This is a genomic window from Streptomyces sp. NPDC047706 (assembly GCF_043204795.1).
Lineage (GTDB): Bacteria > Actinomycetota > Actinomycetes > Streptomycetales > Streptomycetaceae > Streptomyces.
On sequence record NZ_JBIDCW010000019.1, the window covers coordinates 31,068 to 45,337 of the forward strand.

General features: G+C 70.2%; 15 protein-coding genes. 5 read left to right on the forward strand and 10 right to left on the reverse strand.

Features of this window, described 5'->3' with window-relative positions:
- The first annotated feature begins 371 nt into the window (after positions 1-371).
- Positions 372-1,499, forward strand: a complete 1,128-nt coding sequence (recA, locus tag ACGF8A_RS22405; RefSeq protein ID WP_393110804.1) for a recombinase RecA — start codon at positions 372-374, stop codon at positions 1,497-1,499.
- Positions 1,500-1,502: 3 nt separating this feature from the next.
- On the forward strand, positions 1,503-2,318 hold the full coding sequence (gene recX, locus ACGF8A_RS22410; RefSeq protein WP_393110806.1) for a recombination regulator RecX: 816 nt from the start codon (positions 1,503-1,505) through the stop codon (positions 2,316-2,318).
- 24 nt (positions 2,319-2,342) lie between these two features.
- Here the strand turns inward: recX and ACGF8A_RS22415 are convergent, their stop codons facing one another.
- From ACGF8A_RS22415 to ACGF8A_RS22450, 8 genes are all read right to left on the reverse strand, one after another.
- Positions 2,343-2,750, reverse strand: coding sequence for a rhodanese-like domain-containing protein (locus ACGF8A_RS22415; protein WP_393110808.1), 408 nt, complete (start codon positions 2,748-2,750; stop codon positions 2,343-2,345).
- A gap of 63 nt (positions 2,751-2,813) precedes the next feature.
- Entirely contained in the window at positions 2,814-3,362 is a 549-nt protein-coding gene (locus ACGF8A_RS22420) for a cysteine dioxygenase (RefSeq protein ID WP_393110810.1), read from the reverse strand.
- A gap of 79 nt (positions 3,363-3,441) precedes the next feature.
- Positions 3,442-3,528 carry a putative leader peptide gene (locus ACGF8A_RS22425; RefSeq protein WP_313960178.1) on the reverse strand — a complete coding sequence of 29 codons (87 nt, stop codon included), beginning with the start codon at positions 3,526-3,528 and terminating at the stop codon, positions 3,442-3,444.
- A 110-nt stretch (positions 3,529-3,638) separates the two neighbouring features.
- Positions 3,639-5,369, reverse strand: a complete 1,731-nt coding sequence (locus tag ACGF8A_RS22430) for an FAD-dependent monooxygenase (protein ID WP_393110812.1) — start codon at positions 5,367-5,369, stop codon at positions 3,639-3,641.
- 767 nt (positions 5,370-6,136) lie between these two features.
- Positions 6,137-7,048 (reverse strand): amino acid ABC transporter permease, encoded by a 912-nt coding sequence (locus ACGF8A_RS22435; protein WP_393110814.1) that lies wholly within the window; start codon positions 7,046-7,048, stop codon positions 6,137-6,139.
- Entirely contained in the window at positions 7,045-7,719 is a 675-nt protein-coding gene (locus ACGF8A_RS22440; RefSeq protein WP_393110816.1) for an amino acid ABC transporter permease, read from the reverse strand. Before ACGF8A_RS22440 ends, ACGF8A_RS22435 begins: the two co-directional genes overlap by 4 nt.
- A gap of 75 nt (positions 7,720-7,794) precedes the next feature.
- Entirely contained in the window at positions 7,795-8,640 is an 846-nt protein-coding gene (locus tag ACGF8A_RS22445) for a glutamate ABC transporter substrate-binding protein (RefSeq protein WP_393110818.1), read from the reverse strand.
- A gap of 83 nt (positions 8,641-8,723) precedes the next feature.
- On the reverse strand, positions 8,724-9,500 hold the full coding sequence (locus tag ACGF8A_RS22450; protein WP_393110820.1) for an amino acid ABC transporter ATP-binding protein: 777 nt from the start codon (positions 9,498-9,500) through the stop codon (positions 8,724-8,726).
- Between the two features lie 289 nt (positions 9,501-9,789).
- Between ACGF8A_RS22450 and ACGF8A_RS22455 the strand changes: the two genes are divergently transcribed.
- Positions 9,790-10,476 carry a response regulator transcription factor gene (locus ACGF8A_RS22455; protein WP_393110822.1) on the forward strand — a complete coding sequence of 229 codons (687 nt, stop codon included), beginning with the start codon at positions 9,790-9,792 and terminating at the stop codon, positions 10,474-10,476.
- A 9-nt stretch (positions 10,477-10,485) separates the two neighbouring features.
- Positions 10,486-11,877 carry an ATP-binding protein gene (locus tag ACGF8A_RS22460; protein WP_393110824.1) on the forward strand — a complete coding sequence of 464 codons (1,392 nt, stop codon included), beginning with the start codon at positions 10,486-10,488 and terminating at the stop codon, positions 11,875-11,877.
- On the opposite strand, the gene ACGF8A_RS22465 is transcribed toward ACGF8A_RS22460, so the two are convergent.
- On the reverse strand, positions 11,867-12,862 hold the full coding sequence (locus ACGF8A_RS22465) for a TAXI family TRAP transporter solute-binding subunit (protein ID WP_393110826.1): 996 nt from the start codon (positions 12,860-12,862) through the stop codon (positions 11,867-11,869). The two genes, ACGF8A_RS22460 and ACGF8A_RS22465, sit on opposite strands and share 11 nt — an antisense overlap.
- An 84-nt stretch (positions 12,863-12,946) precedes the next feature.
- Between ACGF8A_RS22465 and ACGF8A_RS22470 the strand changes: the two genes are divergently transcribed.
- Positions 12,947-13,351 carry a MazG nucleotide pyrophosphohydrolase domain-containing protein gene (locus tag ACGF8A_RS22470; RefSeq protein ID WP_393110828.1) on the forward strand — a complete coding sequence of 135 codons (405 nt, stop codon included), beginning with the start codon at positions 12,947-12,949 and terminating at the stop codon, positions 13,349-13,351.
- A 144-nt stretch (positions 13,352-13,495) separates the two neighbouring features.
- On the opposite strand, the gene ACGF8A_RS22475 is transcribed toward ACGF8A_RS22470, so the two are convergent.
- On the reverse strand, positions 13,496-14,269 hold the full coding sequence (locus ACGF8A_RS22475; protein WP_393110830.1) for a hypothetical protein: 774 nt from the start codon (positions 14,267-14,269) through the stop codon (positions 13,496-13,498).
- Between the last annotated feature and the right edge of the window lies 1 nt (position 14,270).

Here is a 14,270-nt window from a genome sequence, read left to right on the forward strand (position 1 = left end):
TGACGTCCGACTGACGTCCGACTGACGTCCGAGTAGGCCTGTGCTGAGGACCGTCCGCACCGCGTCCTCGGCAACGGCGGCCCAGTACACAGGGAGGCCGGGCGGGTTCCGGGGCTGTGGGGTGGTGCCGGGGACCGGTGTCGGTGCGCGGTCGTAGTCTCGGAAGTGCCGCGTGGTGAGCTTGACATAAAAATCGAACATCCATTCTTATGGAGGCTCCGGTGAGGCTCTCGGCGGGGATTTCCACAGGGATTTGATGGAGAAGTGCCCGAGTTATCCACAGGCTGGACCGGCGTCGGGGCGCATTGTCAGTGGCAGGCGTTAGCGTCTTTGACGTGAAGCGATCGACTCAAGCAAACCGGGTGGAACCCATGGCAGGTACCGACCGCGAGAAGGCACTCGACGCCGCCCTCGCACAGATTGAACGGCAATTCGGCAAGGGCGCGGTCATGCGCATGGGCGAGCGGGCGAAGGAGCCCATCGAGGTCATCCCGACCGGGTCGACCGCGCTCGACGTGGCCCTCGGCGTCGGCGGTCTGCCGCGCGGCCGTGTCGTGGAGATCTACGGCCCGGAGTCCTCCGGTAAGACGACCCTGACCCTGCACGCGGTGGCGAACGCTCAGAAGGCCGGTGGACAGGTCGCCTTCGTGGACGCGGAGCACGCCCTCGACCCCGAGTACGCGAAGAAGCTCGGCGTCGACATCGACAACCTCATCCTGTCCCAGCCCGACAACGGCGAGCAGGCCCTGGAGATCGTGGACATGCTGGTCCGCTCCGGCGCCCTCGACCTCATCGTCATCGACTCCGTCGCCGCGCTCGTCCCGCGTGCGGAGATCGAGGGCGAGATGGGCGACAGCCACGTGGGTCTGCAGGCCCGCCTGATGAGCCAGGCCCTGCGGAAGATCACCAGCGCGCTCAACCAGTCCAAGACCACCGCGATCTTCATCAACCAGCTCCGCGAGAAGATCGGCGTGATGTTCGGCTCGCCGGAGACCACGACCGGTGGCCGGGCGCTGAAGTTCTACGCCTCGGTGCGCATCGACATCCGCCGCATCGAGACCCTGAAGGACGGCACGGAGGCGGTCGGCAACCGCACCCGTTGCAAGGTCGTCAAGAACAAGGTCGCGCCGCCCTTCAAGCAGGCCGAGTTCGACATCCTCTACGGCCAGGGCATCAGCCGCGAGGGCGGCCTGATCGACATGGGTGTGGAGCACGGCTTCGTCCGCAAGGCCGGCGCCTGGTACACCTACGAAGGCGATCAGCTCGGCCAGGGCAAGGAGAACGCCCGCAACTTCCTCAAGGACAACCCCGACCTGGCCAACGAGATCGAGAAGAAGATCAAGGAGAAGCTGGGCGTGGGGGTGCGTCCGGAGGAGCCCGCGGCGGAGCCGGGCACGGACGCCGCGGTCTCCGCTCCCGCGGACGACCCGGCCAAGGCGGTATCGGCCCCGGCGGCGGCCAAGACCGCGAAGACCAAGGCCGCGGCTGCCAAGAGCTGACCCGTGACACGGCGAACCGACTGGGCCGAGTACGCATACCCCGACGCCGGCATCCCGCGGGAGCCGGACCCGGGGAGCGCGGACGAGGGGCGCTTTGCCGGGACCGGGCATGGTGAGGATCGCTACGACGGGGCCTCGCACCCCGGTGCGGGCGATGGCGGCCGGTCTCGCGGCGGCCGCGGGGGGCGCGGCGAGACCGGCGTACGGCGGGGGCGCGGGCGTCGCCGGCGTGGCTTCCCGCAGCCGTCCGCCTCGGAGCCGTCCGCCGAGGACGGGGGCACCTCCTCCTTGTCGAGGGCCGAGCAGGAGGAGTCCCCAGGGGACCCGGCTGAGCGGGCACGGGCGATCTGCCTGCGCCTGCTCACCGGGACCCCGCGCACGCGGAAGCAGCTCGCGGACGCCCTTCGCAAGCGGGAGATCCCGGACGACGTGGCCGAGGAGGTGCTGTCCCGGTTCGAGGAGGTCGGCCTGATCAACGACAGTGCCTTCGCGGACGCCTGGGTGGAGTCCCGGCACCACGGCCGGGGGCTGGCACGGCGGGCGCTGGCACAGGAGCTGCGGACCAAGGGCGTCGATTCCACGCTGATCGAGGAGGCCGTCGCCCAGCTCGACACCGAGCAGGAGGAGGCGACCGCGCGTGAACTCGTCGCCCGGAAACTGCGCTCCACCCGCGGTCTCGACCGCGACAAGCGTCTCAGGCGGCTGGCGGGGATGCTCGCGCGCAAGGGCTATCCCGAGGGGATGGCTCTGCGGGTGGTCAGGCGGGCTTTGGAGGAAGAGGGGGAAGATGCGGAGCTTCTGGGCGAAGAGGGGTTCTAGCCGCGCCGGGTTCGAAGGCCTCTGTCACAGGCTCGCCGTCACGGGCAGCCCCGCATGTCGCCAAGCCTGGAAGCCGCCCGTCATATCGGTGGCCCGCTGCAACCCCAGGCGGTGCAGGGACTCCGCCGCGAGGCTGGACGCGTAACCCTCGTTGCAGATCACCACAACCCGCAGGTCGTGGCCGACGGCCTGGGGGAGGCGGTGACTTCCGAGGGGGTCGAGGCGCCACTCCAGTTCGTTGCGCTCCACCACCAGGGCGCCGGGGATCAGTCCGTCCCGTTCGCGAAGGGCCTCGTACCGGATGTCCACGAGGAGGGCCTCGCCGGACCGGGCGACCTCGTAGGCCTCCTGCGGGCCGATCCGGACGTACCCCTCGCGTACCCGTTCCAGCAACTCGTCGATGCCCACCGGCACCTCAGGCCTCACGCTCATCGTTCCTCCTCAACCTCCTTGCGCAGTCCGCCTGTCCGGCGGCACCTCTCGTCATGCGCCGCCTCACTGCCAGTCCTCCGGTCGCTCGACCTGCTCCAGCCGCAGCACGTTGTGCGCACGGCTGTACCGGCGGATCCGCGGCAGTGGCGGGTAGTAGGCGTGCACGGAGACGGCGTGCCGGTCGGGGGACTCGTTGAGTACTTCGTGGACGTGGTGGTGGCCGAAGGCGCGGCCCCGGCCGGCAGGCAGGCGGCGCCGCCGGTCGACGTCCCCGGTGAGTTCCAGGCTCTTCCAGCCGTCGGTGGGCAGCCTGGCGGCGAGGGAGTTCTCCGTGAGTTCGCCGCGGGCGGTGAGAAAGGCGCCGACCGAGTCGGCGTGGTCGTGCCAGCCGGTGCCCGTGCCGGGCGGCCAGCCGATGAGCCAGGCCTCGCTGCCGCCCGGCCCCTCCAGCCGTACCCAGGTGCGGCCCTGCGGGTCGAGCGGAAGCGAGTCGATCAACACGCCGTCGGCGGCCGTACTCCGCACGAAGTCGAGAAGGTCGGCCTGTGTCGGGGCGGCAGCGGCGGACCCGGAGGCGGAAGGGGAGACGGAGGCGGAGGGAGAGACAGACACGGTGCACCGTCCTGATGAGCGTTCGCGTGAGCGCGTGCGACGAGGCCTCAGCGGCGCGCGCGGGAGGAGAGAGGCGAGATCAGCAGGAGGGGCGACACACGCAGCCCGCATAGCGGACGAGGTCCATATGGACCCTCCGCCACAGGCGCACACAGGTGTCGGTCACGATCCGGAGTACACCACGCCGGTACGGACCGGTCAACTCACCGCCACCCTGCGGACGGACACAGGGCGACGGTGAGGACGAGGCGCACCCGGAGCCCCGGAGGACCGACGTCAGCGTGAGCCCGCGGTGGCCTCCGCCGTGGCCTTCGCCGGGCCGCCCAGCGCAGCCTCGGCGGCCGCGTACAGGCCGGCCGGGCGGACGCCGTTGAGGGCAGTGACCAGGTGACCGTCGGGACGGATGAGGAGCACGGTGTGGGCGGACGCACCCGGGTAGCGCTCGGCGACGAGCAGCTCGGCCGGGTGCGGCAGCGCCGTGACCGCGGCCGCGAGCCGGGGCATGATCCCGGCGGTCACCCAGTGCTTGCGTTCCCAGACGCCGGTGCCCGGGGCGATCAGTACGACGAGTAGCGCGCCACGCCCGAGCCGGTCGCGCAGCCGTACGAAGGAACCATCCTCCGCCGTGACGCGCACATCCGTCACCGGCGCACCGGGGAGCGTGTCGACGGGGACCTCCGCCTCGATACGCGCGGCCGCGAGGGGTGAGTCGGCGTAGGTGGACGTCTCGCCCAGCGGTCCGCGCCCCAGGTGGCCGTCGGTGAGCAGCGCGTCGTGTCCGCGGCTCGCGCCGGGTACGTAGGAGCGAAGGGCACTGCCACCGCGGAGCAGCGGCAGCACATGGTCGGCGGCGCGCAGCCGGGCGGCGACGACCGCGCGGCGCTCGGCCTGGTAGCTGTCGAGCAGCGATTCACGCGACCCGTGGTGCCAGGCCAGCGCCAGCTTCCATGCGAGGTTGTCGGCGTCCTTGAGTCCCTCCTCCAGTCCCTGCGTGCCGAGCGCTCCGAGCAGGTGCGCGGCGTCCCCGGCGAGGAAGACGCGGCCCACCCGCCAGCGGCGGGCAAGCCGGTGGTGGACGGTGTGGACGCCGGTGTCGAGAAGTTCGTACGGCGGTGTCGAGCCGCCGGTCCAGCCCGCGAGGGTCTCCCGGATGCGGGTCACCAGAAGTTCGGGCGTGACCAGGTCCTTGCCGGGAGGCAGGAGCCAGTCGAGCCGCCAGACGCCGTCGGGGAGCGGGCGGGCGGTGATCTCGCCGGCGGAGGGACCCGACGTCCGCCATGGCGGCGTGCGGTGGAGCAACGCCCGGCGGGGCCAGGGCAGTTCCGTGCGCAGGGCGGCGACGGCGTATCGTTCCACCGCCGTACGGCCGGGGAAGCGGACGTCCTGGAGCTTGCGCACGGTCGAGCGGGGGCCGTCGCAGCCGACCAGATAGCTGCCTCGCCACCAAGTGCCGTGGGGACCCCGGGTGCGCGCGGTGACGCCGGAGGCCTCCTGCTCGATGGTGTCGAGCCAGCTGTCCACCGCCACCTTGACGAGGGGCTCGTGGTCGATGGCGGCGCGCAGGGCGTCGGTCAGGACGTGCTGCGCGACGTGAACGGGCGGCTGCTCGGGGGCGGCGCCGGTGGTCACGGCGTAGTCCGAGCCGAGCTGGAGCCCCGGGTCCTCCTGGTGGAGTCGGCCGCGGTCGCCGGAGCCGGGAGCTTTGCCGATGAGGCCGCCGTAGGCGTCGGCGTCGCCGGAGTCCTCGAAGGTGATCTCCCGGACCACCTGCCTGCGCCGCATGGACCGCCATCCGGCCCAACGGGTCCCGGCCTCGTCGAGGGGCACCCCGGTCAGCCGTTCCATGAGCGCGGCGGTGTCGTCGCGCAGGACGAGGGTGCGGGCGAGCCGTGGCTCGTCCTTGCCCCGGCCCTCGTCGAGGACGACGGAGGGGACTTCCTGACGCGCCAGCGCCAGGGCGAGCGTGAGCCCGACGGGCCCCGCTCCGACGATGATCACCGGATCCACGCGGCGCTCCCTGTCCGCAGCGGTGCCTTCGGAGACGTTTGTGAACAGGAGGTTGGAGCAGGGTGCACGATCACAGAACGTATGCAACCCATTGCCGGTGCTTGCGTCAAGTGACGTCGACCTTGGCGATCAGGCTGTGGTCTCGAGACCGTTCACCCGTGTGCGCGGCCCCGGCTGGTACTGCAGCCGCACTTGCTGTGGCCGGCGGTCCGGCTCGTCGTCGAGCTGATCGCGGGTGGAGGCGTCACGGTGCCGTCCCCAGCCCTCGCACCGCTGCAGCTGGACTCGGCTTCTGACCGCCACGAGCAGTTGGCGGTGTGTGCGCCCCAGTCGGGCTGACTCACCCGGGGCCCGCAAGGCGAATCAGCTCCAAGGGGTCGAAATCGGGCGCATCGGCACTGTCCCTTCCTGTGCGATGCGTACTCATGGACTGCACGGCGGTCATGGCGGCCGGTGACCGCGGCGTCCCCGGCCGAGCGGATCTCCCAGGCTTCCTCGGGCTGGACCGCCGCGACGGTGCGGGCGCTTGGACCGCGGGGCCCGTACCGGCGCCTATGGCTGGGCGCCAGGACATGACTGAGCCGCCGCTCGGTGAGCCGGCCGCGCAGCACCGGATCCTGTCCGTACACCTCGTCGCCGGTCATCCACCGGCGGCGTCCTCCGGGTGGCCCCACGCGGTGGCCGACGATGTCGCGGAACCTGACGTGCAACCAGAATTCAGGGGTGGCGCACCATGTGCGCCACCCCTGAATTCTGGTGAACTGTGTCTATCCCTTGATGTCGTTACCGGCTTCCGGCGGAGCATGTCCCGCAGTCTCGAGGTCCTCGATCATCTCTGCGCCGACCACGACCCCCGTGCTCTTCTTGCTACGCCTCAGCCGGGCTTCCAGCCAGCTTGCGAACGAGGTCAGGGCGAAGTTGATCAGGATGAAGATGATGGCCACGACGGTGAAGCTGGCGATGGTGTTGGCGCCGTAGAAGGCGCTCATCGGGCGGACCGCGGCCATGAGGTCGGAGAAGTTCAGCAGCGCGCCGCCGAGTGCGGTGTCCTTCACGATGACCACCAGCTGGCTGACGATGGCCGGGAGCATCGCGGTGACCGACTGCGGCAGCAGGACGTACCGCATCGTCTGGCCCTTGCGCAGGCCGACGGCCATCGCGGCCTCGGACTGCCCCTTCGGCAGCGACAGGATGCCGGCCCGCACGATCTCCGCGAGCACCGACGCGTTGTAGAGCACGAGGCCGGTGACCACCGCGTAGAGCGGGCGGTCCTCCGAGCTGATGTCCGTGAACTCGGAGTAGGCCGCGTTCGCGAAGAGCATCAGGATCAGCACGGGGATGGCCCGGAAGAACTCCACCACGGCGCCCGAGGGCCACCGGACCCACCGGTGGTCGGACAGCCTCGAAATACCGAAGAGGGCGCCGAGCGGCAGCGCGATGACCATGGCGAGCGCGGCGGCGATCAGGGTGTTCTGCAGACCGGGGAAAATGTACGTGGTCCACACACGGGAATCCGTGAAGAACGGCTCCCACTTGACCCAGTCGAGCTGGTTCTTCTCGTCGAGCTTCAGGTACACCCACCACAGCGCGGCGGCGAAGACGGCGATGAACGCGACCGAGAGGATGAGGTTGCGCCGCCTGGCCCGAGGGCCCGGAACGTCGTACAGGACCGAACTCATCGCTTCACCGCAACCTTCTTGCCCACCCAGCCGAGGATCAGACCGGTCGGGAGGGTGAGGCAGACGAACCCGAACGCGAAGATGCCACCGATGAGCATGACCTGGGCCTCGTTCTCGATCATCTCCCTCATCAGGAACGCCGCCTCGGCCACGCCGATGGCGGCGGCGACCGTCGTGTTCTTGGTCAACGCGATCAGCACGTTGGTCAGCGGACCGACCACGGAGCGGAACGCCTGCGGGAGCACGATCAGTGTGAGGACCTGCCGGAAGTTCAGCCCGATGGCTCGGGCGGCCTCGGCCTGGCCGACGGGCACTGTGTTGATGCCGGAGCGCAGTGCCTCACATACGAAGGCGGACGTGTAGACGATCAGACCGAGCACGGCGAGCCGGAAGTTGATGACCGTGAAGTCCTCGGCGCCGAGTTTGACGCCCAGCGTCTGGAAGAGGCCCAGCGACGTGAAGAGGATGATGATCGTCAGCGGGATGTTCCGCACCACGTTCACGTAGGCGGTGCCGAAGCCGCGCATCAGCGGTACGGGGCTGACACGCATTCCGGCGAGCAGGGTTCCCCATATCAGTGAGCCGATGGCGGAGTAGGCGGTGAGCTGCACCGTTACCCAGAAGGCTCCCAGCAGGCTGGGGTTGTCGTAGTCTGCAAGAAAGTCGAACACTGTCTCCCGCGCTTCCGCGTTGGGGGAGGACGCGGCACGCCGCCCTCACGGACGGCGTGCCGAAGCGCCCCTGCCTTACTTGACGATGTTGCCGATCTTCGGCGCAGGCTCGTTCTGGTAGTTCGCGGGGCCGAAGTTGGCGTCCACGGCCTTGTCCCACGACTTGTCGGCGACCATCTTCTCCAGCGCGGCGTTGATCTTGTCCTTGAGGTCGCTGCCTTCCTGGACGCCGATGCCGTAGTTCTCGTTGCTCAGCTTCAGGCCGGCGAGCTTGAACTTGCCCTTGAACTGCTCCTGCGAGGCGTACCCGGCGAGGATGGAATCATCGGTCGTCAGCGCGTCGACGGCCTTGTTCTCCAGGCCGGTCAGGCACTCCGAGTAGCCGCCGTAGGTCTGCAGGTTGGCCTTCGGCGCGATGGTGTCCTTGATGTTCTGCGCCGAGGTCGAACCCGCGACCGAGCAGAGGTTCTTGTTGTTGAGGTCCTCGGGCTTCGTGATCGAGCTGTCGTCGGCCCGGACCAGCAGGTCCTGGTGCGCGAGGAGGTAGGGACCGGCGAAGTCGACCTTCTGGTCCCGCTCGTCCGTGATGGAGTACGAGGCGGCGATGAAGTCGACGTCGCCGCGCTCCAGCATCGTCTCGCGGTCGGCGCTCTTCGCTTCCTTCCACTCGATCTGGTCCTCGGTGTAGCCGAGTTCCTTGGCGACGTAGGTCGCCACATCGACGTCGAAGCCCGTGTAGTCGCCGTCCGCGGTCTTCTGGCCGATGCCCGGCTGGTCGAACTTGATGCCGATCGTGATCTTCTTGCCGTCACCCGAGCCCGAGCCCGAGTCCGAGTCCCCGTCGCCCCCACCACAGGCGGTCGCGGTCAGGGACAGGACAAGCGCGGTGGTCGCCGCGGCGGTGGCCTTGCGGAGCTTCATGTGAACATCCTTTGCGTGGTGAAGTGAGAGCCGTCCGGTGCGGGGCGGGAACGCGGCTCGTCGCGAGGGGCGACGAGCGACGGTCAGTGGTGGAGGATCTTCGACAGGAAGTCCTTGGCGCGGTCGCTGCGCGGGTTGCTGAAGAACTGGTCCGGCACGGCCTCTTCGACGATGCGGCCGTCTGCCATGAAGACCACGCGGTTCGCAGCGGATCGGGCGAAGCCCATCTCGTGCGTCACGACGATCATGGTCATGCCGTCGCGGGCGAGCTGCTGCATGACCTCCAGCACCTCGTTGATCATCTCCGGGTCGAGGGCCGAGGTCGGCTCGTCGAAGAGCATCACCTTCGGGTCCATGGCCAGCGCCCGCGCGATCGCGACGCGCTGCTGCTGGCCACCGGACAGCTGCGCGGGGTACTTGTCCGCCTGCGAGGCCACGCCGACCCGGTCGAGCAGGGCCCGGGCCTTCGCCTCGGCCTGCTTCTTCTCCGTCCTGCGGACCTTGAGCTGGCCCAGCATCACGTTCTCGAGCACGGTCTTGTGCGCGAAGAGATTGAACGACTGGAACACCATGCCGACGTCGGCGCGCAGCCGGGCGAGGGCCTTGCCCTCCGCGGGCAGCGGCTTGCCGTCGATGGTGATCGAGCCGGAGTCGACCGTCTCCAGCCGGTTGATGGTGCGGCACAAGGTGGACTTTCCGGACCCGGAGGGTCCGATGACCACGACGACCTCGCCGCGGGCGATGGTCAGGTCGATGTCCTGGAGTACGTGCAACGCGCCGAAGTGCTTGTTGACGCTCTTCAGGACGACCAGTTCGCCGGTCGCGGCCACATCTTCCTTGGCCACCGATACTTCGGTCATCGCTCTCAGGCTCCGTCCTCCTCGGTTTCGGAGGACAGTAGCTACCCTATGCGACCTGCGTCATTACATCTGAGGCGAATTTGAGTATCACGATCCGATAGCAGCTGGACACGGGTGGTAGCACGGAGTGCCGGGGCGCGTATCGGCCGGATAACGGAAGGCCCGCGCAACACGAACCCTCTTGACGCCGTCCTCTTCCATCGGCGTGACTGCCTTGGTGCACGCGCGCGCGTGCACACCTTTTTGTACCCACCGAGTCCGTACCGCCGATGAACCGAAGGAGGCCGGGATGAGACTGCTCCTCGTCGAGGACGACAACCATGTCGCAGCCGCCCTGTCCGCGGTCCTCGCGCGGCACGGGTTCGATGTGACGCATGCGCGCAGCGGCGAGGAGGCCCTTCAGGCGCTCGTCCCGGAGGGCGCGGGCTTCGGTGTCGTCCTGCTCGACCTCGGCCTGCCCGACCAGGACGGCTACGAGGTGTGCGGCAAGATCCGCAAGCGCACCAGCATCCCGGTGATCATGGTCACCGCGCGTTCCGACGTGCGCTCCCGGATACACGGCCTCAATCTCGGCGCCGACGACTACGTCGTGAAGCCCTACGACACGGGGGAGCTGCTCGCCCGGATCCACGCCGTCAGCCGGCGCACCGCCCACGAGGATCCCGCGTCGGGCGGCGAGGCCGCGCTGCTCCTGGGCGCCGTACGCATCGAACTGCACACCCGTCAGGTCAGCGTGGACGGATCGGTCGTCCAGCTGACCCGCAAGGAGTTCGATCTGCTCGCCCTGCTGGCACAGCGTCCCGGTGTGGTGTTCCGCCGGGAGCAGATCATCAGTGAGGTGTGGCGCACCAGCTGGGAGGGGACCGGCCGCACCCTGGAGGTGCATGTCGCGTCGCTGCGCGCCAAGCTGCGCATGCCCGCCCTGATCGAGACCGTGCGCGGCGTCGGCTACCGGCTCGTCGCCCCGGCCACGTAGCGGGGCGGGGTGCGCACACGTCTGCTGCCGCTGCTGATCGTCCTGATGGCGGCCGTACTGCTGGCGCTCGGCGTCCCGCTCGCCGTCAGCGTGGCCGCGGCACAGCAGCAGAAGGTGGTCGTCGACCGGATCGACGACACGGCGTTCTTCGCGGCCCTCGCCCAGTTCGTCAACGCCCCGCCCGAACCCCCGGGCAGGCGCCTGGAGACGCTCAGCCGCGAACTCGACAGCTACTACGAGGTCTACGGCATCCGCGTCGGTGTCTTCTACGCCGATGACACCCCCATGGCCCACGCGCCGGCGGAGTGGCGCCTGCCCCGTGAGGGCGAGGTGCGCGACGCCTTCGACGAGGCGCTGCTCAGCCGCCGCAGCGACGATCCCCCGCAGGTGTGGCCCTGGCAGGACGGCCGGCTCGTGGTGGCCTCGCCGGTCATCCGGGACGGCGACGTGGTGGCGGCCGTGGTCACCGACTCGCCCACCGGTCAGATGCGTTCGAAGATCCTGTACGGCTGGCTGGTCATCGCAGCCGGCGAGACGGCCGCCATGCTGCTGGCCGTCGGCGCCGCGCTGCGGCTGACCGGCTGGGTGCTCAGACCCGTACGCGTTCTGGACGCCACCACGCACGAGATCGCCACCGGGCGCCTGAAGTCCCGGGTCGCGGTCGCCAGCGGGCCGCCGGAACTGCGCCGCCTCGCCCGGTCGTTCAACGAGATGGTGGACAACGTCGAGGACGTCCTGGAGCAGCAGCGCGCCTTCGTCGCCGACGCCTCGCACCAGTTGCGCAACCCGCTCGCCGCGCTGCTGCTGCGCATCGAGCTGCTCGCCCTCGAACTGCCCGAGGGCAACGAGGAGATCGCCTCCGTCCAGGCCGAGGGCAAGCGCCTGGCGCGGGTCCTGGACGACCTGCTCGACCTGGCGCTCGCCGAGCACGCCGAGGCCGACCTGCGGCTGACCGACATCGGTGCGCTGGCCGCCGAGCGGGTCGCGGCCTGGGCGCCGGCAGCCCGGGCCAAGGGCGTACGGCTGGTGGGGGACTGCCCGGCGACGACGGCGTGGGCCGACCCGGTGACGCTGTCCAGCGCGCTGGACGCGGTGATCGACAACGCGGTGAAGTTCACGCCCGACGGCGAGTGCGTCACGGTCACCGTCGCCGCCAACGGCGACACCTCGACCGTCGTGGTCGCCGACCGCGGGCCCGGTCTGACCGAGGAGGAACTCACCCGCGTCGGCGACCGCTTCTGGCGCAGCGGACGGCATCAGAACGTGAAGGGCTCCGGGCTGGGGCTCTCCATCACGCGCGCGTTGCTCGCGGCGGCCGGTGGCTCCATCGCCTACGAGCGTCACGAACCGCACGGGCTGACGGTGACGCTGGCCGTGCCCCGGAACTCCCCTACGGCTTGACCGAGCGGTAGTAGCGCCGGGCGCCGTCGTGCAGGGGCAGCGGGTCCGTGTAGATGGCCGTGCGCAGATCGACCAGCTGTGCGGAGTGGACGTGCGCCCCGATGCCGTCGCGGCTCTTGATCACCGTTCGGGTCACCCACTCGGTGAGTTCGGGGTCCATGTCCTTGCGGGTGATCAGTACGTTCGACACCGCCATCGTGGGCACGGTGGCGCCGCCCCGGGCACCGTACGCCGACTCGGGAAGGCTGGTCGCGCGGTAGTGGTGGGTGGCCGGACCCTGGCGGTGCAGCTCGGTGACGAAGTCGGCGTCGATCGGCACGAAGCGGAACTCGAACTTCTTGGCCAGCCCCAGCAGACCGTCCGTCGGCAGCCCGCCGGACCAGAAGAACGCCTCGATCTCGCCCCGCCGCAGCCGGGCCGGGCCGGTGTCTATGCCGTCGGACATCGGGGTGATGTCCTGCTGCGCGTCGATGCCGGCCGCCTTCAGCACCCGGGTGGCGATCAGACGTACGCCCGAGTGCGGCAGCCCTATGGCCACCCGCCTGCCGCGCAGGTCCCCGACGGAGTCGATGCCCGAGTCGCGGGGGACGACGAGATGCACGTAGTCGTCGTACAACCGGGCCACCCCCCGCAGCCCGTCCGCGCCCGGTCCCTCGTTCAGCTCGTACGTCTCCACCGCGTCGGCCGCGGCGATGGTGAAGTCCGCCTCGCCGGTCGCCACGCGCGCGACGTTCTCCTGCGAGCCGTCGCTCGTCATCAGCCGCACCTTGAGGTCCGGCATGTCCCTCGACAGCTCGCTGCGCAGCAGGGTGCCGTACTCCTGGTAGACACCGCGCGGCGTGCCGGTGCTGAAGGTGATCGATCCCCTCGGCGGCTCCTCGCCCAGGGGCAGCAGCCACCACAGCAGCAGGCCGAGGGCGACGGCGCCGGCGGCCGCGCCCTGCAGGGCCCTGCGGGTGCCGGTACGGGGGAACGCTGTGGACATGCGCGCGATCCTGCCAGCCCGTAAGGCGGCTGACCAGGACGGGAATCACAGGAGCTGTCAGTGGGGCCCGATAGGGTTCCGGGCATGAGTTCCTCGCCCGCCGACCTGGTCCGTGCATTCCATCTCGCCTTCGGTCTCGACGCCCGCAGCGTCCCGACGGAGGTCTCGCCCGAGCTGGCCGGGCACCGCGGCGAGCTGCTGGCGGAGGAGGCCGCGGAGGTCGCCGAGGTGTCGGTGACCGGCCCCCTCGACAGGCTCGCGCACGAACTGGCCGACGTCGTCTACGTGGCGTACGGCACGGCTCTGGTGCACGGCATCGATCTCGACGCGGTCATAGCCGAGATCCACCGCTCGAACATGACCAAGCTGGGCCCCGACGGCCAGGTGGTGCGCCGTGCCGACGGCAAGGTTCTCAAGGGGGAGCACTACGAGGCGCCGGACGTGTCGGCGGTGCTGCGCCGGCAGGGGTGGAGTCCGGACGGGGAGTGAGGAGGGGGCGTACAGCGGGCCGGGCATGGTGCGGCGGCTGTACGGCCGCTCGGGTCCGGGCGGGGGCGGTCCGCTTGCCGTGTGTCACGTGCGCCCGGCCGACGGGCCTGGCGCAGTGTCAGGTCGCCGCATGCGAGCCTCCCTTCACGGTGAGGAGAATCCGGGGCCGGGGGTGCCGTGCTGCGCAGGGGTGGCTTCGGTGAGGAGCGCCCAGTGCCGGAGGGTCTCCTGGTGGGAGCCGGCCGCGGTGGCGCCGGACACGGCCGCGGTCCCGTCCGGGCCGCACGGCGCGCCCGAGCGGGTCAGTAGCGCCAGCGGCCACTCGGGGCCCCCGCGGGTGTCCTCGCCGTCGAAGGCGTGCCAGTCCCAGGCGCCGTCGAAGCGCCAGGCCCGCCCCGCGGCGTCCGCCACCTCGTCGCCCGGTTCCAGGAACGCGTAGGGCCTGAACAGCAGGTCGAAGGTGAACGGTGTCCCGTCGCCCGGGTCAATCCCGTAGTCCGTGCCGTCGAGACGGCTGTCCGCCGGGACGCGGTACGACACTCCCCGGGGCAGCACGCGGACGGCCAGGCGCGGGCGGGGCAGCCAACCGGTCACCAGCGGGGGATCGAACCGGTCGACGGCCGTGACGTGGACCACCGTCGGCGGCACTCCCACCCGGCAGACACGGCCGGGCCGCAGATGCTCGGGCGGCGGGTCGGTGCGGAACAACTCCGTCTCGTGCCAGACCCGGGTGTCCGCGTCGATCCCCAGCGCCACCACCCCGTTCCAGTGGAGGAACCGGCTGTCGCGGTCAGGTCGCCACCAAGGCCACTCCAGCGCGACGTGGTCCCGCTTCAGGCCGCCCGCGACCCGGGTGCGGGTGAACGGGCAGGCGACCTTCAGTACGTCGCCCACCCGGAACTCTCCCTCGTCCGTCATG

What these genes read in the sequence shown, in the direction of transcription:
- recA (WP_393110804.1), top strand. Translation starts at nt 372, where the DNA reads ATGGCAGGTACCGACCGCGAGAAGGCACTCGACGCCGCCCTCGCACAG.
- ACGF8A_RS22415 (WP_393110808.1), bottom strand. Translation starts at nt 2,750, where the DNA reads ATGAGCGTGAGGCCTGAGGTGCCGGTGGGCATCGACGAGTTGCTGGAA.
- ACGF8A_RS22435 (WP_393110814.1), bottom strand. Translation starts at nt 7,048, where the DNA reads ATGAGTTCGGTCCTGTACGACGTTCCGGGCCCTCGGGCCAGGCGGCGC.
- ACGF8A_RS22445 (WP_393110818.1), bottom strand. Translation starts at nt 8,640, where the DNA reads ATGAAGCTCCGCAAGGCCACCGCCGCGGCGACCACCGCGCTTGTCCTG.
- ACGF8A_RS22450 (WP_393110820.1), bottom strand. Translation starts at nt 9,500, where the DNA reads ATGACCGAAGTATCGGTGGCCAAGGAAGATGTGGCCGCGACCGGCGAA.
- ACGF8A_RS22455 (WP_393110822.1), top strand. Translation starts at nt 9,790, where the DNA reads ATGAGACTGCTCCTCGTCGAGGACGACAACCATGTCGCAGCCGCCCTG.
- ACGF8A_RS22465 (WP_393110826.1), bottom strand. Translation starts at nt 12,862, where the DNA reads ATGTCCACAGCGTTCCCCCGTACCGGCACCCGCAGGGCCCTGCAGGGC.
- ACGF8A_RS22470 (WP_393110828.1), top strand. Translation starts at nt 12,947, where the DNA reads ATGAGTTCCTCGCCCGCCGACCTGGTCCGTGCATTCCATCTCGCCTTC.
- ACGF8A_RS22475 (WP_393110830.1), bottom strand. Translation starts at nt 14,269, where the DNA reads ATGACGGACGAGGGAGAGTTCCGGGTGGGCGACGTACTGAAGGTCGCC.